Origin of the sequence: Duganella sp. (assembly GCF_039595735.1) — a bacterium.
Taxonomy (GTDB): domain Bacteria; phylum Pseudomonadota; class Gammaproteobacteria; order Burkholderiales; family Burkholderiaceae_D; genus Rugamonas.
In genome coordinates this window covers 247,014-268,525 of the sequence record NZ_JBCNLB010000006.1, presented here as the reverse complement: position 1 = coordinate 268,525, position 21,512 = coordinate 247,014, and the positions used below count along the sequence as shown (strand labels likewise).

19 protein-coding genes are annotated in these 21,512 nt (G+C 62.8%); 6 read left to right on the top strand and 13 right to left on the bottom strand.

What is annotated here, in order from left to right; all coding sequences use genetic code 11:
- Positions 1-101: 101 nt before the first annotated feature.
- The 10 genes from ABDW57_RS14255 to flhD all read right to left on the bottom strand — a co-directional run bounded on the left by ABDW57_RS14255 (position 102) and on the right by flhD (position 9,332).
- Positions 102-1,826: a methyl-accepting chemotaxis protein gene (locus ABDW57_RS14255; RefSeq protein ID WP_343730839.1), complete on the bottom strand. Its 1,725-nt coding sequence runs from the start codon at positions 1,824-1,826 to the stop codon at positions 102-104.
- 123 nt (positions 1,827-1,949) lie between these two features.
- A complete protein-coding gene (locus ABDW57_RS14250) occupies positions 1,950-2,441 on the bottom strand; it encodes a chemotaxis protein CheW (RefSeq protein ID WP_343730838.1) in 492 nt (163 codons plus the stop codon).
- Positions 2,442-2,450: 9 nt separating this feature from the next.
- Complete coding sequence (cheA, locus tag ABDW57_RS14245) at positions 2,451-4,640, bottom strand: chemotaxis protein CheA (protein WP_343730837.1); 2,190 nt, start codon at positions 4,638-4,640, stop codon at positions 2,451-2,453.
- Between the two features lie 48 nt (positions 4,641-4,688).
- Positions 4,689-5,054 (bottom strand): response regulator, encoded by a 366-nt coding sequence (locus ABDW57_RS14240; protein WP_092273000.1) that lies wholly within the window; start codon positions 5,052-5,054, stop codon positions 4,689-4,691.
- Positions 5,055-5,091: 37 nt separating this feature from the next.
- Complete coding sequence (locus tag ABDW57_RS14235) at positions 5,092-5,640, bottom strand: chemotaxis protein (protein ID WP_343730836.1); 549 nt, start codon at positions 5,638-5,640, stop codon at positions 5,092-5,094.
- A gap of 25 nt (positions 5,641-5,665) precedes the next feature.
- A complete protein-coding gene (gene motB, locus ABDW57_RS14230) occupies positions 5,666-6,631 on the bottom strand; it encodes a flagellar motor protein MotB (protein WP_343730835.1) in 966 nt (321 codons plus the stop codon).
- 37 nt (positions 6,632-6,668) lie between these two features.
- Positions 6,669-7,529: a flagellar motor stator protein MotA gene (gene motA, locus ABDW57_RS14225; RefSeq protein WP_343730834.1), complete on the bottom strand. Its 861-nt coding sequence runs from the start codon at positions 7,527-7,529 to the stop codon at positions 6,669-6,671.
- Between the two features lie 131 nt (positions 7,530-7,660).
- Positions 7,661-8,383 (bottom strand): class I SAM-dependent methyltransferase, encoded by a 723-nt coding sequence (locus ABDW57_RS14220; protein WP_343730875.1) that lies wholly within the window; start codon positions 8,381-8,383, stop codon positions 7,661-7,663.
- 58 nt (positions 8,384-8,441) lie between these two features.
- On the bottom strand, positions 8,442-8,990 hold the full coding sequence (gene flhC / locus ABDW57_RS14215) for a flagellar transcriptional regulator FlhC (RefSeq protein WP_343730833.1): 549 nt from the start codon (positions 8,988-8,990) through the stop codon (positions 8,442-8,444).
- A gap of 24 nt (positions 8,991-9,014) precedes the next feature.
- A complete protein-coding gene (gene flhD, locus ABDW57_RS14210) occupies positions 9,015-9,332 on the bottom strand; it encodes a flagellar transcriptional regulator FlhD (protein ID WP_090177486.1) in 318 nt (105 codons plus the stop codon).
- A 561-nt stretch (positions 9,333-9,893) separates the two neighbouring features.
- Here flhD and kynU point away from each other — a divergent pair.
- From kynU to ABDW57_RS14195, 3 genes are read left to right on the top strand one after another with little or no spacing between them, the layout of a single operon-like run.
- Positions 9,894-11,144: a kynureninase gene (gene kynU, locus ABDW57_RS14205; protein ID WP_343730832.1), complete on the top strand. Its 1,251-nt coding sequence runs from the start codon at positions 9,894-9,896 to the stop codon at positions 11,142-11,144.
- A gap of 16 nt (positions 11,145-11,160) precedes the next feature.
- On the top strand, positions 11,161-12,018 hold the full coding sequence (kynA, locus tag ABDW57_RS14200) for a tryptophan 2,3-dioxygenase (protein WP_343730831.1): 858 nt from the start codon (positions 11,161-11,163) through the stop codon (positions 12,016-12,018).
- Between the two features lie 57 nt (positions 12,019-12,075).
- Positions 12,076-12,678, top strand: a complete 603-nt coding sequence (locus ABDW57_RS14195; protein ID WP_343730830.1) for a CHRD domain-containing protein — start codon at positions 12,076-12,078, stop codon at positions 12,676-12,678.
- Here the strand turns inward: ABDW57_RS14195 and ABDW57_RS14190 are convergent.
- The 3 genes from ABDW57_RS14190 to ABDW57_RS14180 all read right to left on the bottom strand — a co-directional run bounded on the left by ABDW57_RS14190 (position 12,671) and on the right by ABDW57_RS14180 (position 18,402).
- On the bottom strand, positions 12,671-14,620 hold the full coding sequence (locus tag ABDW57_RS14190) for a CocE/NonD family hydrolase (RefSeq protein WP_343730829.1): 1,950 nt from the start codon (positions 14,618-14,620) through the stop codon (positions 12,671-12,673). The genes ABDW57_RS14195 and ABDW57_RS14190 overlap by 8 nt on opposite strands.
- A gap of 109 nt (positions 14,621-14,729) precedes the next feature.
- Positions 14,730-16,640, bottom strand: a complete 1,911-nt coding sequence (gene htpG, locus ABDW57_RS14185; protein ID WP_343730828.1) for a molecular chaperone HtpG — start codon at positions 16,638-16,640, stop codon at positions 14,730-14,732.
- Positions 16,641-16,695: 55 nt separating this feature from the next.
- A complete protein-coding gene (locus tag ABDW57_RS14180; RefSeq protein ID WP_343730827.1) occupies positions 16,696-18,402 on the bottom strand; it encodes a PLP-dependent aminotransferase family protein in 1,707 nt (568 codons plus the stop codon).
- A 76-nt stretch (positions 18,403-18,478) separates the two neighbouring features.
- Here ABDW57_RS14180 and ABDW57_RS14175 point away from each other — a divergent pair, with 76 nt between their 5' ends.
- From ABDW57_RS14175 to ABDW57_RS14165, 3 genes are all read left to right on the top strand, one after another.
- Positions 18,479-19,423, top strand: coding sequence for a DMT family transporter (locus tag ABDW57_RS14175; protein ID WP_343730826.1), 945 nt, complete (start codon positions 18,479-18,481; stop codon positions 19,421-19,423).
- A 105-nt stretch (positions 19,424-19,528) separates the two neighbouring features.
- Positions 19,529-19,990, top strand: coding sequence for a RidA family protein (locus ABDW57_RS14170; protein ID WP_092273034.1), 462 nt, complete (start codon positions 19,529-19,531; stop codon positions 19,988-19,990).
- Positions 19,991-20,073: 83 nt separating this feature from the next.
- Positions 20,074-21,267 (top strand): PLP-dependent aminotransferase family protein, encoded by a 1,194-nt coding sequence (locus tag ABDW57_RS14165; protein ID WP_343730825.1) that lies wholly within the window; start codon positions 20,074-20,076, stop codon positions 21,265-21,267.
- The last annotated feature ends 245 nt before the right edge of the window (positions 21,268-21,512 follow it).

The window sequence follows — 21,512 nt, the reverse complement described above, 5'->3', positions numbered from 1 at the left end:
TAAATCCTTTTTGATGCGTGCTAACTATGCCACGTCACACCGGTGCAGGCCGGTGTCCATACGCACTTCGCATGGGCACCGGCCTGCGCCGGTGCGACGGCTTAAAACTCTTCCCACTCGTCGCCGCCTGATGCAGCCGGGGTCGGCGCTTTCTTCGGTGCCGCCGGACGCGGCGCCGGAGCCGGACGCGGGGCCGCAATCGCCGGGGCCGGGGCCGGGGCTGGCGCAGCCGCCACCACTTCGCGGCGCGGCGCCGGCGCGGCACGGCGCATGCCCTCGTCATGCGACAGCTTGAAGATGCTGACCGCCTGCGACAGCAGTTCGGCCTGCTCCTGCATGCTTTCCGCCGCCGCCGCGGCCTGCTCCACCAGCGCGGCATTCTGCTGGGTCATCTCATCCATCTGCGAGATGGCCTGGTTGACTTCCTCGATGCCATTGCTCTGCTCCTGGGTGGCGGCGGTGATTTCGCCCATGATGTCGGCCACCTGGCGGATCGAGGTCACGATCAGGTCCATGGTCTGGCCGGCTTCATCCACCAGCTTGCTGCCGGCGTCGACCTTCTCCACCGAGTCGCTGATCAGTTCCTTGATTTCCTTGGCGGCCCCGGCCGAACGCTGGGCCAGGTTGCGCACCTCGGACGCCACCACCGCAAAGCCGCGGCCCTGCTCGCCGGCGCGCGCCGCTTCCACCGCTGCATTCAGCGCCAGGATGTTGGTCTGGAAGGCGATGCCGTCGATGACCGAGATAATGTCGGCAATCTTGCGCGAGGATTCGGTAATCGACCCCATGGTCTGCACCACCTGCGACACCACGGTGCCGCCCTTTTCCGCCACCGACGAGGCCGACACGGCCAGCTGGTTGGCCTGGCGCGCGTTGTCGGCGTTTTGCTTGACGGTGCTGGTCAGTTCTTCCATCGACGACGCCGTCTCTTCCAGCGAGCTGGCCTGCGACTCGGTGCGGGCCGACAGGTCGGCATTGCCGGAGGCGATTTCCTGCGAGGCGGTCGAGATCAGCTCGGTGCCGGTGCGCACGTCGCCGACGGTCTTGGCCAGGCTTTCATTCATGTCCTTGAGCGCCTGCAGCAGTTCGCTGGTTTCATCCTTGCCTTCGACATACACCTGCGAGGTCAGCTCGCCGGAGGCGACCTTCTGCGCCACGCTCACCGCGCCCGACAGCGGCACCGTGATCGAGCGGGTAATCACGGTGGCGCACACCACGCCCAGCGCCACCGCCACCGCGCCCAGCACAAACAGCACCAGCATCAGGCTGCGGTCGGCCGACACCGAGCCATCCATGACTTCCTTGGCATTGGCCTGCTGCATATCGACCAGCTTGTTAATCAGGGCCAGGGTCTGGGTATTCAGCGGGTCGATGCGGCCGGCAATCACCTTGGCGCCGCCTTCGCTGTTGAACGCCAGGATCTGGCCGATGGCTTCCTTGAAGGCGGCGTCGGTGTCCTTCTCCAGCGCCGCCAGGTCGGCCAGCACCTTCTTCTCCGCGTCCTCCAGGCCGTCCGCCTTCAGGTCACTCAAGGCCTTGTCGTAGCGCGCGCGCTGCTCCTTGACCTTTTGCTCTTCCTTCTGCATCAGGCTGACGTCCGACTGCAAACCGATGTTGCGCATGGCGATCCCGGTTTCCAGCATGGCGCTTTTCATGATGCCGGCGTGCAGATTCTTGGCCGTGGTTGTGGCCAGGCCGGCGGTCAGCTTGCTCTTGTTGCTGTAATTGAGGTAGTTGGTCATCAGGACCATGGCCACCAGGATCAGCAGGATAATGCCGAAACCGATGCGCAGCCGGGCGCCGATTTTGAAGTCGCGTAAGTTCATGTGAATCTCCCCTCTTTCTATGCTTGTGTCGTGATGTGGCGGCGCGGCCTTCTTTTTGGGACGCGTCCGTGGTGCTGCGCAGCCGGCGCGGGGTCATGGCGCCGGCGGGGATCGGCGTGCCCGTCAGGCAGCCAGTTGTTCCATCAGGCCCATTTCCGGGCTGGACATCAGTTTGTCGATGTTCACCAGGATCAGCATGCGCTCATCGATGGTGCCCAGGCCGATCATGTAATCGCTGCTGAAGGCGGTGCCCATTTCCGGCGCCGGCTTGACTTGTTCCGGGGTCAGGGTGGTGACGTCGGACACCGAATCCACCACCATGCCGACGATGCGGCCGCTGATGTTGAGGATGATGACCACGGTGAACTGGTCATACACCGGCGAGCCCAGGTTGAACTTGATGCGCATGTCGACCACCGGGATGATGATGCCGCGCAGGTTGATCACGCCCTTGATGAACTCGGGCGCATTGGCAATCCGGGTGACCGCTTCGTAGCCGCGGATTTCCTGCACCTTGAGGATGTCGATGCCGTACTCTTCCGAGCCCAGCTTGAAGGCCAGGTATTCGTGGCCGGCGATGTCGTTGGCTTGTGCCGTGGTTTGTGCGTCTGCCATGTTGGCCCCCTATGAAGAAAAAATCGATTCGTCCGCCAGCTGACGCGACGAACGTATCAGCGCGGCGACATCCAGAATCAGCGACACGCCGCCGTCGCCCAAAATCGTGGCGCCGGAGATGCCCGCCACCTTGCGGTAATTGGATTCCAGGTTCTTGACCACCACCTGCTGCTGGCCGACCAGGTCGTCCACGAACAGGCCGGCCTTGCGGCCATCGGTTTCCACAATGATCACGATGCCCTTGCACGGGTCGGTGAAGCGCGGCGCGATATCGAACATCTGGTACAGCGGCACCAGCGGCAGGTACTCGCCGCGCACCTTGATGACGCGGCCCTTGCCGCTGATTTCCTTGACGTCTTCCGGCACCGGCTGCAGCGATTCGATCACAAAGCCCAGCGGCAGGATGTAGATTTCATCGCCGACGCGGATCGACATGCCGTCCAGGATCGCCAGCGTCAGCGGCAGCGAAATCGAGATGGTGGTGCCAAAGCCCTTGGCCGAGCGGATGTCGACCACGCCGCCCATGGCGGTGATGTTACGCTTGACCACGTCCATGCCGACCCCGCGGCCGGACACGTCAGTGACGGTCTCGGCGGTGGAAAAGCCGGGCGCGAAGATCAGTTGCCAGACTTCGGCATCGCTCATGTTCTCGCTCAGCGGCAAGCCATTCTGCTGGGCCTTGGCCAGGATTTTTTCCCGGTTCAGACCGCCGCCATCGTCCGACACCTCGATGATGATGTTGCCGCCCTGGTGGGACGCCGACAGGAACAGGCGGCCGGCGTCGCTCTTGCCGGCGGCGCGCCGCACCTCCGGCATCTCGATGCCGTGGTCGATGGAGTTGCGCACCAGGTGGGTCAGCGGATCGACGATGCGCTCGATCAGGCCCTTGTCCAGCTCGGTGGCGGCGCCGTTGGTGATGAAGTCGACCTTCTTGCCCAGCTTGTGCGCCAGGTCGCGCACCATGCGCGGGAAGCGCGAGAACACAAAGTCCATCGGCATCATGCGGATCGACATCACCGCTTCCTGCAGATCGCGGGTGTTGCGGGTCAGCTGGCTGACGCTGTTGAGCAGACGCTGGTGCACCATCGGGTCCAGCGTATCGACACGCTGCTCGATCATCGCTTGCGTGATGACCAGCTCGCCCACCAGATTGATCAGCTGGTCGACCTTCTCGATCGAGACGCGGATCGAGGACGATTCGGCGCCGGCGGCCGGGGCTTTTTCTTTGTCCTTTTCCTTCTCTTCCTTTTTGACGACCTTCTTTTCTTCTTCCGGCGGCGTTTCGATCACGATGCCGGCGGCCGCGCGGATCTGCTCCACCGGCTGGAAGAAGCCATAGCCTTGCGCATCTTCCGAGGCGGCGCTGGCGTTGGCGCGGATTTCGTCGAGCGGCTGGAAGAAGCCATAGCCGTCGCCGGCGGCCGCTGGCTTGAGTTCGGTCTGGTCGAAGAAGCCGTAACCCAGTTCGCTTTCCACCTTGTCGCGCGCGGCCTTTTCCAGCTGCGCCTGGCCGTCGCTCAGGGCCGGCAGCTCGCTGATCTGCATGTCGTCCGGGTTCAGCACGAACGAGCAGATGGCAATGATGTCGTCCAGGCTCTCGTGCGTGGTGACCACCATGGCGTTGCGGTCCTTGTCCAGCGGCGTGATGGAGACGTGGCCCATCAGGCCCAGCTCGTCGCCCAGGGCCTGCACCTCGCGGTGCTGCATGGCCGGCAGTTCCAGCCGGTAGCGGCGCCCGCCGCTGTGGTCGACCACCTTGGCGTCGCCGGTGGTAAACGCCGGCGCCACCGGGGCCAGCGCCACCACCGGCACATCCTGCGCCAGCGATTGCAGCATCATGCGCACATTGGCCACGGCGTCCTGATCCACCTCGCTGCCGAGGCGGTGGCCATCCAGCTGCATCTTGAGGATGTCCTTGGCGGCCAGGAAGGCGTCCACGTGCTCGGCGGTCAGCGCCATCTCGCCCTTGCGGATGCGGTCCAGCAAGGTTTCCAGCACGTGGGTCACCTCGGTCATGTCGGTCACGCCGAACGTGGAGGCGCCGCCCTTGACGGAATGGGCGGTGCGGAAGATCGCGTTCAGATCCTCGGCATCGGGCGCGTCGACATTGACGGCCAGCAGCAGCCGCTCCATTTCAGCCAGCAGTTCCTCGGCCTCATCGAAAAAGACCTGGTAAAACTGGCTTATATCGATGGTCATGGTGATACTCCGTTACGTTCGCTTTGCATCATTGCATGCGCTTTCTTATCAGCCGATGACCTTTTTCACTACCTCGATAAGCCGCTGGGGATCGAAAGGCTTGACCAGCCAGCCATTGGCGCCGGCGGCGCGGCCCTTGGCTTTCATTTCGTCGGACGATTCGGTGGTCAGCATCAGGATGGGGGTCTTGGCGTAGCTGGGCAGCTCGCGCAGCAGTTTGATGAGTTCCAGGCCATCCATGCGCGGCATGTTCTGGTCGGTCAGCACCATGTCGACGTTCTGCAGCTTGGCTTTTTCCAGGCCGTCCTGGCCGTCCACGGCTTCCACCACCTGGTAACCGGCGGCCTTCAGGCTGAATGCCACCATCTGGCGCAGGGAGCTGGAGTCATCAACTGCAAGTATAGTCTTAGCCATCTTATTTTCTCACTCAGTAAATCAATGTATGTAGTTATTAGAACAGCTCGATGTCGCCGCTCTCCAGGTGTTGCTGACTGACTGCCTTGCGCAACACGCTGCGCAGCTCCAGGCTCTGTATCGCCAGCGCCATGCTGACCTTGCCCAGCAGCTCGACGATCTGTTCATTGTCGCTCTCGGGCAGCATTTCCGCGCCGTGAGCGCCCAGCGTGCCGAGGAACTCGCGCAAGCCGGTCACCCGCTTCAGGGTCCGATCCAGCAGCTGGCTGGTCATGTCCTGGAATTGCAGGCTGGTGATGGCGGCATTGACGTAATTGCCGACCTGCCCTTGCAGCGCCTCCAGTTGGGCGCGCTGCTCGGGCGTGGCGGTGCCGCCATCCAGCAGCAGCTGGATGGTGGCCTGTTCCGCCTCCACCGTCTTGTGGATGGCCATGAAGTTGAAGGACAGCTTTTCAATCGCTTCCTCCAGCAACAGGCCGGTCTGGATCAGGTCGGTCTCGACTTCGGTCAGATGCCGGCGACCGTGGTCAGACACGCCGGACAGCAGGCGCTTGACGTGGGAACCCAGAATTTTTTTTCTCGTCATAACAGTCTCGTTTTACTTCGCTTGCTTATTTCCGTACCGGCGGGCCGGACGGTGCAATCTGCGCCGGCAGCGGCGCCCCGGCCGCCGCCGCGGCAGCGGCCGCCTCTTCGGCGCCCACCTCGATCTGGCGGCCGTCGCGCAGCACGCTTTCCTCGGCGCGCTTGTTCATCACCACGATGCTGATGCGGCGGTTGATCGGGTTGAACGGGTCGGCCTTGTCCAGGTTGACGGCCGAGGCCAGCCCGACCACCCGCAGCACCTTGGAATCCTGCATGCCGCCGACAATCAGCTCGCGGCGCGAGGCGTTGGCGCGGTCGGCCGACAGTTCCCAGTTGCTGTAGCCGGTCTCGCTCATGTACGGCGTGGAATCGGTGTGGCCGGACAGGCTGATACGGTTGGGCACGTCGTTCAGCACGAAGCCGATCTCGTGCAGGATGTCCTTGGTGTACGGTTGCAGCTCGGCCTTGGCCAGCGCGAACATCGGGCGGTTCTGCTCGTCCACGATCTGGATCCGCAGGCCATCGTTGGTGATGTCCAGCAGCAGCTGCTCCTTGTACTTCTTGAGCAGCGGGTTGGCGTCGATCTTGTTCTCGATCTTTTCCTTGAGCGCTTTCAGGCGCTGGTTTTCTTCCGCCTCCAGCGCGGCCTTGGCGGCGGTCAGGTTAAAGGTTTTCTTGACGGTGGGATCGTCGCTGGCCTTGACCTGGCCGTCGGTGCGGGTCAGGTCCTTGCCGCCGCCCTTGATCACGGACGAGCTGTCGCCGCTGCCGGAACCGCCCGACATGGCCACCTTGAGCGGCGTCTTGAAGTATTCGGAAATGCCGTTGAGGTCGCCCTTGGTGGTGGAGCCGAGCAGCCACATCAGCAGGAAGAAGGCCATCATGGCCGTCACGAAGTCGGCATACGCGATCTTCCAGGCGCCGCCGTGGTGACCACCGCCGCCCTTCTTGATGCGTTTCACGATGATAGGCCGCAAGCCCTCTTCAGCCATGATTCTTCCTTAACATAGTTACCGTGACCTGCATGGCTTACTTCGACTTCGATTTCTTGATGTGATCTTCCAGCTCGTTGAAGGTCGGGCGCTCGGTCGAGTACAACACCTTGCGGCCGAATTCCACCGCCAGCGCCGGCGCATAGCCATTCAGGCTGGCCAGCAGGGTCACCTTGACGCACTGGTACATCTTGGTCGACTCTTCCAGCTTTTGTTCCAGCAAGCTCGACAGCGGGCCGACGAAACCATAGGCTAACAGAATACCGAGGAAAGTACCGACCAAAGCGTGCGCGATCAGGATGCCCAGCTCGGCCGGCGGCAAGCCCACCGATTCCATGGTGTGCACCACCCCCATCACCGCCGCCACGATACCGAAGGCCGGCATGCCGTCGCCCAGCTTGGCGATGGCGTGGGCCGGCGCGGCCCCCTCGTGGTGGTGGGTTTCAATCTCGATATCCATCAGGTTCTCGATCTGGAACGCATCCATATTGCCCGACACCATCAGGCGCAGGTAATCGGTCATGAATTCCACGATGTGGTGGTCTTCCAGCACGCTGGGGTATTTGCTGAACAGCGGGCTTTGCTCGGGGCTGTCAATATCGCCCTCGATCGACATCAGACCTTCCTTGCGCACCTTGGACAGCACATCAAACAACAAGGACATCAGCTCCATGTACAGGTCCTTGGTGTAGCGCGAGCCCTTGAACAGGGTCGGAATGGCCGCCAGCGTGGCTTTCAGGGTCTTGGTGTTGTTGCCGACCAGGAAGGCGCCGGCCGCGCCGCCGCCGATCATGACCAGTTCCAGCGGCTGAAACAGCGCGGCCAGATGCCCGCCGTTCATGGCAAAGCCGCCGAACACGCCGACGCAAACCACGACATATCCAATGATGACTAACAAGTGTGCTGACTCCCCAGTGCGAAAACCGGCCGAATTGTGTCTGAGCGGGGCCGGTTTTTCAAGAATTTACATATAGAACTACAATAGCCTGAGTCGGGGTAGGCGGGCAAGAGAATAACGTCAAATGATGCTTAAAAGTACCATATGTAGAGTGGAATTTCGCTCTCTGTGACATGCAGGATGCGATCTGGTGATCTTTCCTCAACGATAAATTCGTAGCTGACAAGCATGGACCCAGGACACATTTCCGCCCGCGCCTTGCGCCACAATTGCGGCATGGCGGCCGGCGACAGATAGGCAAACACCAGGTCAAAGCGGCTGAAATCCAGCGTTTCGTAGTCGCCCCGCGCGAACCGGGCGGCGCTGCCGCTGAGCCTGGCGCGCAGCCAGCTATATAAGAACGGCAGCGGCGCCAGTTCGATGCCCATCACCTGCGCATCGGGCCGCACCCGCGCCAGGTACAGCACCAAGCCGCCCAGGCCGCTGCCGATGTCGATCACACGCGGCGCCTGACCGGCCGGCAGCAGCTGGCGCACCGCATCCCACACCGCCGGGCCGGACGGGTAGTACGGCACCTGGGTGCGGAACGTCGACCAGTACCAGCCCAGCAGCAGTAAAAAGGCCGCGCCAAACAGCCAGGACGGCAGTTGCAGGGCCAGCGCGGTCAGCACCGCCAGCGGAAACAGCAGCTGGATCAGGCGCCACCAGCGCGCCAGCGCCAGCTTCCAGGTCAGGCCGGCCGCCAGCACGCCCTGCAGTACGGCCACGGTCAGATAATCGACGGAGAAACGAAAACTGGCCATCACATAAATGATGGCCAGCGTGAGCGGCATGGCGCCGCACTGGATCAGCATGGCCCGCACGGCGGGCGCGCGCGCCAGGCGTTGTAGATAAGGTAAGGTCACGCCGGCATTATGCCGCCAACGCGTCCAATTCGCGCGATTTTTTGGTCTTGCCGGCGCGCGAAGGCATGTGGCACAGGCCGCAGACATAGCTGCCGTTCAGGTCCATGGCGTTGACCACATACTTGCCCTGGCACTTGTTGCACGGCGCCAGTTCCAGCATCTTGCTGGTGAAGAAGCGCACCAGGGTCCAGGCGCGGGTCAGCGACAGCAGCGGCTCTTCGCCCGGCTCCGGCGGCATTTGTTCGAGGTACAGCTTGTAAGCCTTCATCACCGCCTCGATGCCGGTGGCGCCGGCGTGGGTCACCAGGAAGCTGTGGATGTTGATGAACAGCGAGGAGTGGATGTTCGGCTGCCAGGTCAGGAACCAGTCGGTCGAGAACGGCAGCATGCCCTTCGGCGGCGACACGCCCTTCAACTCCTTGTACAGCTTGAGCAGGCGCTCGCGCGACAGCGACACTTCCGACTCCAGCAGCTGCAGGCGGGCACCCAGCTGGATCAGTTCGATGGCCAGCTGGATTTCCTGGGCTTCCGATACGACACTTTTCTTGGCGGCCATGATCTGTGCTCCGAACGCTGACGATTAAACGATTTCTTCGACTGGCTGGCCAGCCATCAGGATGGCGGCGTGCGACTGGGCCAGCACGCGATCCTTGTTGTAGTTGGTCAGCATGGAGAGGATGGCGCTGTCGTCGAAACGGAAGCGGGCCAGCATCATATTGCCGCCTGCCAGTTTGAGGATTTGGGCGTTGCTCATGCCTTCGATCAGGTCGGCGATTTCGGCGGCGATGCCGAGGCGGAAGATCGCGGTGACCTTGTCGGCGCGGATCATTTGCTGAGCCAGCATCAGGTAGCTCAGGTTGGCGTCGCGAATTTCAGCCATCATGTCGTTTGCGGTCATTTTCCCTACTCCTTACAGTTTTTCTCTCTGTCGGAACACTTTTGCGTTTCCGTTGAGATACATTCTGCTTGAGCAACAAAAGCACGAGAAGAGGAGACTCTCCGTATTTTTTACCGGGAAATGACGAACGCGACCTGTCGGTGTTTGTCTGACAAACACTCGCAGATCACTCATCCACGCCCTTGCGGCGTAGGTTTCTTGCTGGATACAAGCTTCAAGAAAAGCCCTGTTTTGATTCGAAAAATAAAGCGGTAAAGCGACTCTTTTTTGCGACATCTAATCCGGTAACGGCATCCCTTTTGGAAACTTTAGGGTTTTTTGAAAAAATTTTTAAAATTTTTTCGGTCCGCTACGATGGGCGGTTTTTTGCACATCTAAGAACGGTAACGGCAGGGGTTGGGGGAACTTTAGGGCTTTTTTGAAAAAATCGAAAAATTTTTTAAAAAGTGCTCAAGTCCAGTGATCCTGCGGGAGGAAGCCATAAATTGCCGCTGAAAAGTCGGCGCCATGGCCTATTTTTCGGGTTACACTCACTACTTTAGACCTCAAACAACAGCCCAAATGACCACTCGCCACGACTGCCTGGCGCGCGACGCGCACGATCCGCTTGCCGCGCTCCGCGCCCAATTCGACCTGCCCGACGGTGTTATTTATCTGGATGGCAACTCTCTAGGCGCGCGCCCGAAAGCCGCCCTCGCCCGCGCCCAGCAGGTGATCGCCCAGGAATGGGGGCACGACCTGATCCGCAGCTGGAACACGGCCGGCTGGTTCGACCTGCCCAAGCGCCTGGGCAACCTGCTGGCGCCGCTGATCGGCGGCGTGGACGGCGAAGTGGTGGTGACCGACACCACCTCGGTCAACCTGTTCAAGGCGCTGGCCGCCGCCCTGATGCTGCAGGCGCACGACCCGGTGCGCGCCGGCCGCCGCGTGATCGTCACCGAGCGTGCCAACTTCCCTACCGACATTTATATGGCCCAAGGCCTGACCGCCTGGCTGGACCGCGGCTACACCCTGCGCCTGATCGACAAGCCGGAGGAACTGCCGGCCGCCATCGACGCCGATGTGGCGCTGGTCATGCTGACCCACGTGAACTATCGCACCGGTTATCAATACGACATGAAGGCCACCAGCGCCCTCGCCCATGCTTCCGGCGCGCTGATCGTCTGGGATCTGGCGCACTCGGCCGGCGCGGTGCCGGTCGACCTGAACGCCGACGGCGCCGACCTGGCGGTGGGCTGCACTTATAAGTATCTGAACGGCGGCCCCGGCGCGCCGGCCTTCATCTGGGTGCCGAAAAAACACCAACCGCACTTCCAGCAGCCACTGTCCGGCTGGTGGGGCCACGCCGCGCCGTTTGCCATGGCGCCCGACTTCCAGCCGGCCGACGGCATCGCCCGCGCCCTGTGCGGCACCCAGCCGATCGTCTCGCTGGCTCTGGTGGAATGCGGGCTGCACGTACACCGTCAGACCAGCATGGCCGCCATCCGCGCCAAATCGCTGGCGCTGACCGACCTGTTCATCGAACTGGTGGAAGCGCGCTGCGCCGACCATCCGCTGGGACTGGTGACGCCGCGCGAGCACGCCCGGCGCGGCAGCCAGGTCAGCTTTACCCATCCGCACGGCTACGCCGTGATGCAAGCCCTGATCGCGCGCGGCGTGATTGGCGACTACCGCGAGCCGGCCATCATGCGTTTCGGCTTCACGCCGTTGTACACCAGCTATGCTGATGTCTGGGACGCGGTGGAGATCCTGCGCGACATCCTGGACCGCAAAGACTACAACATCGACGCCAAGCGCGATGCCGTCACCTGAAAACGAGATAAACAGTATGAGCGAAAATAAATGCCCGATGCATGGCGCCGCCAAGGACGCCGAATGGCACGGCGCGCAAATGGACTTCAGCAAGGACATGAGCTATGGCGACTACCTGGGCCTGAACCAGATCCTGCACGCCCAGCACCCGCTGTCGCCCAACCATAACGAAATGCTGTTCATCATCCAGCACCAGACCAGCGAGCTGTGGATGAAACTGATGCTGCACGAAATGCGCGCCGTGCGCACCCACCTGCAGGCCGACGACCTGCCGCCGGCCTTCAAGATGCTGGCGCGGGTGGCACGCATCATGGACCAGCTGGTGCACGCCTGGGACGTGCTGGCCACCATGACGCCGCCGGAATACACGGCGATCCGTCCCTACCTGGGCGCCTCGTCCGGCTTCCAGTCCTACCAGTACCGCGAGATCGAATTCATCCTTGGCAACAAGAACGCCGCCCTGCTCAACGTCCACGCCACCACGCCGGAATTCCCGCTGCTGCAGCAAGCGCTGGCCACACCGTCGATCTACGACGAAGCCATCAAGCTGCTGGCGCGCAATGGCTTGCCGATTTCCGCAGCCCGCCTGAACGCCGACCCGAGCCTGCCGACCGTGGCCGACGACTCGGTGCAGCAAGCCTGGCTGGAAGTCTACCGCGACCCGACGCGCTACTGGGCGCTGTACGAGCTGGCCGAAAAGCTGGTGGACATGGAAACCGCCTTCCGCTTCTGGCGCTTCCGCCACGTGACCACAGTCGAACGCATCATCGGCTTCAAGACCGGCACCGGCGGCACGGCCGGCGTCAGCTACCTGCGCAAGATGCTGGACGTGGTGCTGTTCCCCGAATTATTTGCGCTTCGCACGGCGCTCTGATCCGGGAACTCGCGCGCGCCGGCCCTCTCTAAGCTAAACACTTAACAGGGAGGGTCTATGAAACAACACGTACGCAACTGGGCAGCAGCAGCTCTGCTGTGCATCGGCGCGGCGGCGGCCAGTCTGGCCAACGCTGCCACCTACAGCACCATCCTCACCGGCGCCAAGGAAATGCCGGCCAACAGCTCGGACGGCATCGGCGCGGCCGCCCTCAAGTTCGATCCCAACACCCACGTGCTGGAGCTGGGCGTGGCTTTTGCCGGCCTGCTGGGTCAGAGCACCGCCGCCCACATCCACTGCTGCACCGCCGATCCCGGTGCTGGCCTGGCGGGCGCCATCACGCCCTCGTTTGCCGGCTTCCCGCTGGGCGTCACCACCGGCGCCTACAGCCGCAGCTTTGACACCTCGCTGGTCGCGACCTGGAATCCCTTGTTCCTGAGCGCGAACGGCGGCACCACGGCCGGCGCCGAGGCGGCCTTCTTTGCCGGCCTGAACGCCGGCACGGCCTACCTCAACATCCACAGCATGGCCGAGCCGGACGGCGAAATCCGCGGCTTCTTCGCCCCCATCACGGCGGTGCCGGAACCGGCCGGCTTTGCCATGCTGGGACTGGGCTTGCCGGCGGTGCTGCTGCTGGCGCGCCGCCGCAAATCTACCTGACGCTGGCGCCGACCAGCGGCAGCTCGATATAGCTGTCGTGATAAATGCGCTGGGTAGCCTTCTTGTAATCCGCAGGCTGGGCGTAGAAGATATTCTGCACAAAAGTCTGCGGATTGCGGTCGTACAGCGGGAACCAGCTGGACTGGATCTGCACCATGATGCGGTGGCCCGGCAGGAACACATGATTGGCGGTCGGCAGGGCAAAACGGTAAGGCAGCGGCGTGTTGGCGGCGATCGGCCTGGCCGCGGCCAGGCTTTCACGATAACGGCCGCGGAAAATGTCGGCCGAGATCATCAACTGATAGCCGCCCAGCTCCGGCTGCGCCGCCACCTGGTCCGGATACACATCGATCAGCTTGACCACCCAGTCGGCATCGGTGCCGCTGGTGGCGGCCAGCAGGTGGGCGACCGGCTCGCCGCTGATCTTCACCGGCGCGGTCAGCACGCCGGTGGTGTAGGTCAGCACGTCAGTACGGCCTGAGGCTTCGCGCTGATCGTCGACCAGCCAGCGCGGCCAGGTCTGGCCCTTGGCTTCATCGTAGCCAAACGGCGGAATCGGCCGCTGACGGAACGGCACCGGCTTGGCCGGATCGGAGATGTACTCGTCGTAAGCGTTCTTCTGCGCCGGCGCCGACAGCGGCGTGGGCGCGCTATTGGTCAGGTTGAGCCGCGCATTGGCGGCCAGGCGCAACGTGGCCGGCGCGATAAAGCAGCCTGTCGTGCAGCCGGCCGGCCAGCTGTCCAGCGCGCGCCACTTGTTGGTGCCGGTCTCAAAGGCATTGACTGGCGCAATGGCTGGCGCCGAGGCGTCATCCTTCAAATAGCGGTCGAGGAAAGGCATCAGGATCTGCTCGCGGAAGTGCAGGCCGGTGTCGCTGTTGAACTTGATCGGCCCCAGCTTGCTGGCATCGCCATCCTGGCCGCCGTGATTCCACGGGCCGATCGCCAGGAACACCTTGTTATCCTTGTCGTTCGGCTTGATGGCCTTGTAGACCGCGATGGCGCCGTAGATATCCTCGGCATCCCACAGGCCGTGCACCAGCAGGGTCGGCACCGTGACCGGCTGTTTGGCCAGGATCTTGTCGACCGCCTGGCTTTGCCAGAATTCGTCATAAGCAGGATGCGCCACCACCTTGCGCCAGAAACCGCTCTGCTCCACGCCACGCTGGCGCGCCAGCTCGCCGGCCGAACCTGCGCGCAAATACATATCGTAGTCATCGTAATGGCTGGTGAACCAGCGCGCCTCGTTGCGGCGCGTGACCACCTGCTCAAGGATGTAGCCCAGATTAATTTGCCGGAACGCGCCGTAATGGAACCAATCGTCGCCGCGCCAGCCATCCACCATCGGATTCATCGGCACCGCCACCTTCAGCGCCGGATGCGGATTCACCAAAGCGATCAGCGGCAGATAGCCGTCATACGAGCCGCCGATGATGCCGACCTTGCCGTTCGACTCCGGCACATTCTTGCTCAGCCATTCGATGGTGTCCCAGGTATCGGTGGAGTGGTCGATGGCAGTGGGATTGAACGGCGAGCCGGCCATGGGCCGGTTCATCACATAATCGCCCTCGGAGCCGTATTTGCCGCGCACATCCTGCACCACGCGGATATAGCCGCCCTTGACGATCACGTCCGGCTGGTTATCGTAGCCTTGCAGAATCGACTCCATCTGCGCGTTTTCGGCGTGATTGGTCATCTCGGCGGCGTTATAGGGCGTGCGCGTGAGCAGCATGGGCGCATTGCGCGCCTTGCGCGGGATGACGATCACCGTATTCAGCTTGACGCCATCCCGCATCGGAATCATGACCGAGCGCTTGACGTAATCAAAGCTCTCGACAGGCGCCTTGAACTCGTCCGGCGTTTCGCTGGGCAGCGGATTTTGTGCGTAAGCGGAAATAAGCGCGCCAGCCAGAACGGCCAGCGCAAGTGCGGATTTCTTCATAAAAACTCCGGGGTCAGGTCCGCCAATTCTACACGGCCCCAGCAGTATCTCGCGATAGCGCTGAGCTCGTGTAGAAATGTTGGACCTGACCCCGGAGTTTGGGGCGTGCTTATTTTGCCAGCAGCAGCTCGTTCAGGCGCTTGACGAACGAGGCGGGGTCGCTCAGCGAGCCGCCTTCGGCCAGCAGGGCCTGGTCGAACAGCAGGTTGGACCAGTCGCTGAACGAGCTGGCCACGTCTTCGTTCTTCAGGCGCTGCACCAGCGGGTGGTCCGGGTTGATTTCCAGGATGGGCTTGGACTCCGGCGCCGCCTGGCCCGCTGCTTTCAACATGCGCAACAGGTTGCCCGACAGCTCGTGCTCGTCCGCCACCAGGCAGGCTGGCGAATCGGTCAGGCGGAAGGTGACGCGCACGTCCTTGGCTTTATCGGCCAGCACTTCTTTCATCTTGCTAACCAAATCCTTGTACGAGGTTTCGGTTTCTTCGTGTTCCTTCTTCTCGGCTTCGTCTTCCAGCGCGCCCAGGTCCAGGCCGCCTTTGGCCACCGAGACCAGTTCCTTGCCTTCGAACTCGGTCAGGAAGGACAGCATCCATTCGTCCACGCGGTCGGTCAGCAGCAGCACTTCCACGCCTTTTTTGCGGAAGATTTCCAGGTGCGGGCTGTTTTTCGCCGCCACGTAGTTGTCGGCGGTGACGTAGTAGATTTTGTCCTGGCCTTCCTTGGCACGCGCGATGTACTGCTCCAGCGAGACGTTCTGGGTGTCGCTGTCGTTGGCGGTCGAAGCGAAGCGCAGCAGCTTGGCCAGACGATCCTTGTTGGCCGCGTCTTCGCCGATGCCCTCTTTCAGCACCTGGCCGAATTCGGTCCAGAAGGTCGCGTACTTGTCTTTCTTCTCTTGCTCTTCGGCGTTGGCCAGTTCTTCCAGCATGCCGATCACGCGCTTGGTCGAGCCGTCGCGGATCACTTTCACGTCGCGCGACTCCTGCAGGATTTCGCGCGAGACGTTCAGCGGCAGGTCGGCCGAATCAATCACGCCTTTGACGAAGCGCAGGTAGGTCGGCATCAGCTGCTCGGCATCGTCCATGATGAACACGCGCTTGACGTACAGCTTGATGCCGCCACGCTTGTTGCGGTCCCACAGGTCGAACGGCGCCTTGGCCGGGATGTACAGCAGCTGGGTGTATTCGCTGCGGCCTTCGACGCGGTTGTGGGTGTAGGTCAGCGGCGCCTGGAAGTCGTGCGAAACATGTTTGTAGAATTCGTCGTACTGCTCCGGCGTGATGTCGGATTTGCTGCGCGCCCACAGGGCGCTGGCCTGGTTGACGGTTTCCAGTTCGTCTTTGAGGACGGTTTCCTTTTTCTCGTCGTCCCACTCTTCTTTCTGCATCACGATCGGCAGCGAGATGTGGTCGGAGTATTTGCGGATGATGGACTTGATCTTCCACGACGACAGCAGCTCGTCTTCGCCTTCGCGCAGGTGCAGGATGATGTCGGTGCCGCGGTTAGGCTTGTCGATCTGCTCGACCGAGTAATCGCCCTCGCCGGTCGACTCCCAGCGCACGCCTTCCGAGGCCGCGGCGCCGGCGCGGCGCGATTCGACGGTGATCTTGTCGGCCACGATGAAGCCCGAGTAGAAGCCCACGCCGAACTGGCCGATCAGGGCCGCGTCCTGCTGCTGGTCGCCGGACAGCTTGCCGAAGAACTCCTTGGTGCCCGATTTGGCGATGGTGCCGAGGTGCGAGATCGCCTCGTCGCGGCTCATGCCGATGCCGTTGTCGGAAATGGTGATGGTGCGCGCCGCCTTGTCGAAGCTGACCTTGATTTTCAGTTCGTGGTCGTTGCCGTACAGGGCGTCGTTGTTGATCGCCTCAAAACGCAGCTTGTCCGATGCGTCGGAAGCGTTGGAAATCAGCTCGCGCAGGAAGATCTCTTTGTTGGAGTACAGGGAGTGGATCATCAGCTGCAGCAGCTGCTTCACTTCGGCCTGGAAGCCAAGGGTTTGTTTTTCAGTATCAGCCATTTTTAAATAGTCTTTTGGTTAAGATTTCACGAAAATGGGGATTATAAAAGCGTTTTCAAGAGCCGCCCAGTTCGCGTTCAAGGAAGCGCCAGGTGGCCGGCTCCTGCATCGCCGCCACGTTCAGGCGCATGCGCGTGGATGGCAGCTGCTTGGGCGAGAACAGGCTGCCCGGCGCCAGCAGCAGGTTGTCCGTCATGGCGCGTTCGGTCAGGACGTTGGTGTCGCAGCCGGCATCGACCCAGACGAACATGCCGGCCGGCGGCGAGGCGTCCACCTTCAGGCCGACCCGCTCCATCTGGCGCAGGGCCTTGGCGCGGATGCCGTCCAGCCGCGCGCGCATGCGGTCGGCGTGCTTGCGGTAGGAGCCTTCGGACAGCACTTTGTATACCACGCGCTCGCCGATGTCGCTGGTGGTGAGGGTGGACAGCATCTTGCGGTCCGCCAGGCGCTCGGCACGTTCGACCGAGGTGGCGATGTAACCGACGCGCAGGTTGGCGGCCATGGTCTTGGAGAAGCCGCCCAGGTAAATCACGCGCTGCAGCTGGTCCAGCGCCGCCAGCCGCGTGGCCGGCTGCACGGCGCTGCCGGGATGCAGGTCGCAGTAGATATCGTCTTCCACGATCAGGAAGCCATGTTCTTCCGACAGTCGCAGCACCTGGAAGGCCTTGGCCGCCGACAGCGAGGTCGAACTCGGGTTGTGCAGCACGGAGTTGATGATGTAGAGCTTGGGCTTGTGCAGCGCCGCCAGTTCGGCCAGGCGGGCGATATCCGGGCCGTCGGCCAGGCGCGGGATGCCGATCACCTTGGCGCCCAGCGCGGCAAACGAGCCAAACATCAGGAACCAGGCCGGGTCATCGACGAAGATGGTGTCGCCGGGGCGGGTGAATTCGCGCGCCACCAGGTCCAGCGCTTGCGTCACGCCTGCGGTGGTGACGATCTGGTCGGGGATGGCGGCGATTTCCAGTTCGGCCAGTTTGTGCTGCAGCTGCTGGCGCAGCGGCAGGAAGCCTTGCGGCACGCCGTAGCTAAGCAGCAGGTTGGGATTCTGACGGCTGACGGCGCGCAACGCGTTGGCGATGGCCGGGCCGTCCAGCCATTCCGGCGGCAGCACGCCGGAGCCGGGCATTTGCTGATGCGGCATCTGGCGGAACATATTCCGCACCAGCCAGACCACGTCGATCGGCTTGGCGTCGAAGCCGGATTGCGCGCGCAGCGGCAGTGCCGCCGCCGCGCCATCCGCGGAATTCAGCGCCATGGCCGGCCGTTCGCGCACGAAGAAGCCGGCGCCACGGCGGGATTCGAGGTAGCCGGTGGCCACCAGCTTGTCGTACGCGGCCACCACGGTGAACGCCGACACATTATGCGAAGCCGCAAACGCACGGATCGACGGCATGCGCGCGCCGCCGCGCAGCAGACGGTCATCGATGCGCGCGGCCACCGAACGGACGATCTGGTCGATCAGCGTTTCCCCTGATTCGCGCAGCAGCAAGCCAAAGGTCGGCCCGGCGCCCCGTCCGGCCGGTGCCGGGGTTGGCTCCGCCCCCCTGCCAGCGCCGCCTCGTGCGTCCGGCGCATGGCCAGGCGCGCGGGCCGCCGGATTGCGCATGGCGCTGCGGGCGACCGGCACGGAGGTCACCGCCGGGCCAGGCGCCGGGGCGGCCATGGCGCGGGCCTGCGCGGCGGCCAGCGCCTCGTTGACTGCCTCCGCTGCCGCAGCCGCTGCGGCCCCCAACAGGGAAGTGCGTGTTCGTGTATTGGTCATTTTACCGTAACAGTATGATGAATTATGTTGCCAAGTGTACTGGCACTGTACTGGTTTTGTCACGTAGGATGAAGCCATGAATCCCATCGCCACCACCCTCACCACCCACCGCCGCCTGAGCGACGAGACGGCCGGCATGCTGCTTGGCCTGGTTGGTGTCGCCATTTTCAGCCTGACCCTGCCTTTCACCCGGCTGGCAGTAGGCGGCGCCGAGACCAGTACCGGCGCCGGGCTGTCGCCAATCTTCGTCGCCCTCGGCCGCGCCCTGGCCGCCGCGCTGCTGGCCGGCGCCTGGCTGCTGTGGAACCGCGCCCCGCTGCCGCCGCGCTCCGCCCTGCCGGCGCTGGCCATGGTGGCCGGCGGCTGCGTGATCGGTTTCCCGTGGCTGACCTCGGTCGCCATGCGCAGCCTGCCGGCCGCCCACGGCGCTGTACTGGTCGGCGTACTGCCGCTGGCCACCGCCGTTTTCGCCGCCCTGCCGGGTGGCGAAAAACCGTCCAAAGGCTTCTGGACCATGGCGATCTTAGGCTCGGTAGTGGTGGTCGGCTTTGCGCTGCGCCAGAGCGGCGGCAGTTTGCATGCGGCCGACCTGGCCATCTTCCTGGCTGTACTGGCTGCCGCCATGGGCTACGCCGCCGGCGGCCGCCTGTCGCAAACACTGGGCGGACAGCAAACCATCTGCTGGGCGCTGGTGCTGGCCGCGCCGCCACTGCTGCCGGTGGTAGGCTGGATCAGCTGGCAGGAATCGGCGCAAATCCAGCGTGCCGCCGCCGCAGCCTGGGCCGGCTTCGCCTACGTTTCCATCTTTTCAATGTTTATCGGCTTTTTCTTCTGGTATCGCGGCATGGCGCTGGGCGGGGTGGCGCGGGTAGGACAAGTACAGTTGGTCCAGCCCTTCCTGTCTGTACTGGCTGCCACCGTGGTGCTGGGCGAGACGCTGGAATGGCAAACCCTGGTGTTCGCAATCGCCGTCATCGCCGTGGTGGGGGCGGGCCGCAAAATGCAGGTAAAACGCGGCTGACACCATACAGTATCTTGATTTTGCCTCAATTGTGAGCATCCACCCCGGCAAGAGTACAATATCAGTCTCAACACATAACATAACAACCGCAACTGGAAATCCCACATGTCTGTTTACGAAAAACTGAAAGCGCTTGATATCACCCTGGCCGCACCAGCAACCCCTGCCGCCGCCTACGTCATGTACGCCCAAACCGGCAATCTGGTATTCCTATCGGGCCACATCGCCAAGCGCGCAGACGGCAGCGTATGGGTGGGCCAGCTGGGCAAGAATATCGACACCGCGGAAGGCAAGGCCGCCGCGCGCGCCATCGCCATCGACCTGATCGGCACGCTGCAAGCGGCCGTCGGCGGCGACCTGACCCGCGTCAAGCGCATCGTCAAGGTCATGAGCCTCGTGAACTCGACCCCGGATTACACTGAACAGCACCTGGTCACCAATGGCGCTTCCGAGCTGCTGGGCGAAGTCTTCGGCGATGCCGGCAAACACGCCCGCTCCGCCTTTGGTGTTGCCCAAATCCCGCTTGGCGCCTGCGTCGAAATCGAATTGATCGCGGAAGTCGCGTAAGCGGGCGGCAGCTTACCCGCTGCCGTTCCTTTTATAAAAGCACGCCACAAGCGCGCTGATTACATCCTCTGAGTGAGACACGTATGAAAATCGAAAATCCCAACCCGATCCAGTGGCGCTTCGCTGAACGCGCCGAGCAGCTGCAGGCTTCGTTCATCCGCGAGATCCTGAAGATCACGCAGCAGCCAGAGATCATCTCCTTTGCCGGCGGCCTGCCATCGCCGGCCACTTTCCCGGTCGACGAAATGAAAGCGGCCTACGACAAGGTCCTGAGCGAAAACGGCAAAGTGGCCCTGCAATACGGCCCGACCGACGGCTACACCCCGCTGCGCCAGTGGATCGCCGACTCGCTGTCGGTGGACGGCGCCAGGATCGTGCCGGAACAAATCCTGATGACCTCCGGCTCGCAACAGGCGCTGGACCTGCTGGGCAAAGTGCTGATCGACGAAGGCAGCCGCGTGCTGGTCGAGACCCCGTCCTACCTGGGCGCGCTGCAGGCGTTCTCGGTGTACCTGCCTGAATTCAAATCGGTGGCGACCGACGACCACGGCCTGGTGCCATCGTCGATCGACGCCGTGGCACAGGGCGCGCGCCTGCTGTACTCCCTGCCGAACTTCCAGAACCCGACCGGCCGTTCGCTGTCCGTCGAACGCCGCCAGGAACTGGTGGAAACCTGCGCCCGTCTGGGCCTGCCGCTGATCGAGGACGATCCATACGGCGCCTTGAGCTACAAGGGCGCGCCATCGCCAAAGATGGTGGCCATGAACCCGGACGGCGTGATCTACATGGGCTCCTTCTCCAAGGTGCTGACCCCTGGCATCCGCCTGGGCTACGTGTGCGCCCCGCTGCCGCTGGCGCGCCGCCTGGAGCTGGCCAAGCAGGCCGCCGACCTGCACACTTCGCAGCTGACCCAGATGGTGGTGCACGAAGTGGTGAAGGATGGCTTCCTGGACCAGCACATTCCAAAAATCCGCACCCTGTACGGCGACCAGTGCCAGGTGATGCTGGACGCCATGGCGCAGCACTTCCCGGCCGGCGTCGAGTGGACCAAGCCGGAAGGCGGCATGTTCATCTGGGTCACGCTGCCGAAGCACATCGATGCCATGAAGCTGCTGGATGAAGCGATCGCGCAGAAGGTCGCCTTCGTGCCAGGTTCGCCGTTCTACGCCAACGAACCGGCCACCAACACCCTGCGCCTGTCGTTCGTGACGGTGCCGCCGGAACGCATCCGCCACGGCATTGAAGTGCTGGGTAAACTGATCGCCGCCAAGATCTGAAAACGGCCTCCGTGGGCGGCGCTCGCCGCCCACAAAAATACAACACCACCGGCGGCGAAATTGTCACCAATAGTCACAAAAACCGCGCAATCCTTTAATATCCCGCCAACATTACTTACACCTTTAGGCGCTAGTCTCGCTGCGGCCTGATGACACCGAGACAATACTCAAAAAAACACTGGATATTTTTCCCCCGACAACCATTGCAAAGCGGTATGATTTGAACGGATAGTCACTTTCAAGTC

Excerpts from the sequence above, each read along its gene's own strand:
- ABDW57_RS14255 (WP_343730839.1), bottom strand. The coding sequence starts at position 1,826 with ATGAACTTACGCGACTTCAAAATCGGCGCCCGGCTGCGCATCGGTTTC.
- ABDW57_RS14250 (WP_343730838.1), bottom strand. The coding sequence starts at position 2,441 with ATGGCAGACGCACAAACCACGGCACAAGCCAACGACATCGCCGGCCAC.
- cheA (WP_343730837.1), bottom strand. The coding sequence starts at position 4,640 with ATGACCATCGATATAAGCCAGTTTTACCAGGTCTTTTTCGATGAGGCC.
- ABDW57_RS14240 (WP_092273000.1), bottom strand. The coding sequence starts at position 5,054 with ATGGCTAAGACTATACTTGCAGTTGATGACTCCAGCTCCCTGCGCCAG.
- ABDW57_RS14235 (WP_343730836.1), bottom strand. The coding sequence starts at position 5,640 with ATGACGAGAAAAAAAATTCTGGGTTCCCACGTCAAGCGCCTGCTGTCC.
- motB (WP_343730835.1), bottom strand. The coding sequence starts at position 6,631 with ATGGCTGAAGAGGGCTTGCGGCCTATCATCGTGAAACGCATCAAGAAG.
- ABDW57_RS14220 (WP_343730875.1), bottom strand. The coding sequence starts at position 8,383 with ATGCTGATCCAGTGCGGCGCCATGCCGCTCACGCTGGCCATCATTTAT.
- flhC (WP_343730833.1), bottom strand. The coding sequence starts at position 8,990 with ATGGCCGCCAAGAAAAGTGTCGTATCGGAAGCCCAGGAAATCCAGCTG.
- flhD (WP_090177486.1), bottom strand. The coding sequence starts at position 9,332 with ATGACCGCAAACGACATGATGGCTGAAATTCGCGACGCCAACCTGAGC.
- kynU (WP_343730832.1), top strand. The coding sequence starts at position 9,894 with ATGACCACTCGCCACGACTGCCTGGCGCGCGACGCGCACGATCCGCTT.
- kynA (WP_343730831.1), top strand. The coding sequence starts at position 11,161 with ATGAGCGAAAATAAATGCCCGATGCATGGCGCCGCCAAGGACGCCGAA.
- ABDW57_RS14195 (WP_343730830.1), top strand. The coding sequence starts at position 12,076 with ATGAAACAACACGTACGCAACTGGGCAGCAGCAGCTCTGCTGTGCATC.
- ABDW57_RS14190 (WP_343730829.1), bottom strand. The coding sequence starts at position 14,620 with ATGAAGAAATCCGCACTTGCGCTGGCCGTTCTGGCTGGCGCGCTTATT.
- htpG (WP_343730828.1), bottom strand. The coding sequence starts at position 16,640 with ATGGCTGATACTGAAAAACAAACCCTTGGCTTCCAGGCCGAAGTGAAG.
- ABDW57_RS14180 (WP_343730827.1), bottom strand. The coding sequence starts at position 18,402 with ATGACCAATACACGAACACGCACTTCCCTGTTGGGGGCCGCAGCGGCT.
- ABDW57_RS14175 (WP_343730826.1), top strand. The coding sequence starts at position 18,479 with ATGAATCCCATCGCCACCACCCTCACCACCCACCGCCGCCTGAGCGAC.
- ABDW57_RS14170 (WP_092273034.1), top strand. The coding sequence starts at position 19,529 with ATGTCTGTTTACGAAAAACTGAAAGCGCTTGATATCACCCTGGCCGCA.
- ABDW57_RS14165 (WP_343730825.1), top strand. The coding sequence starts at position 20,074 with ATGAAAATCGAAAATCCCAACCCGATCCAGTGGCGCTTCGCTGAACGC.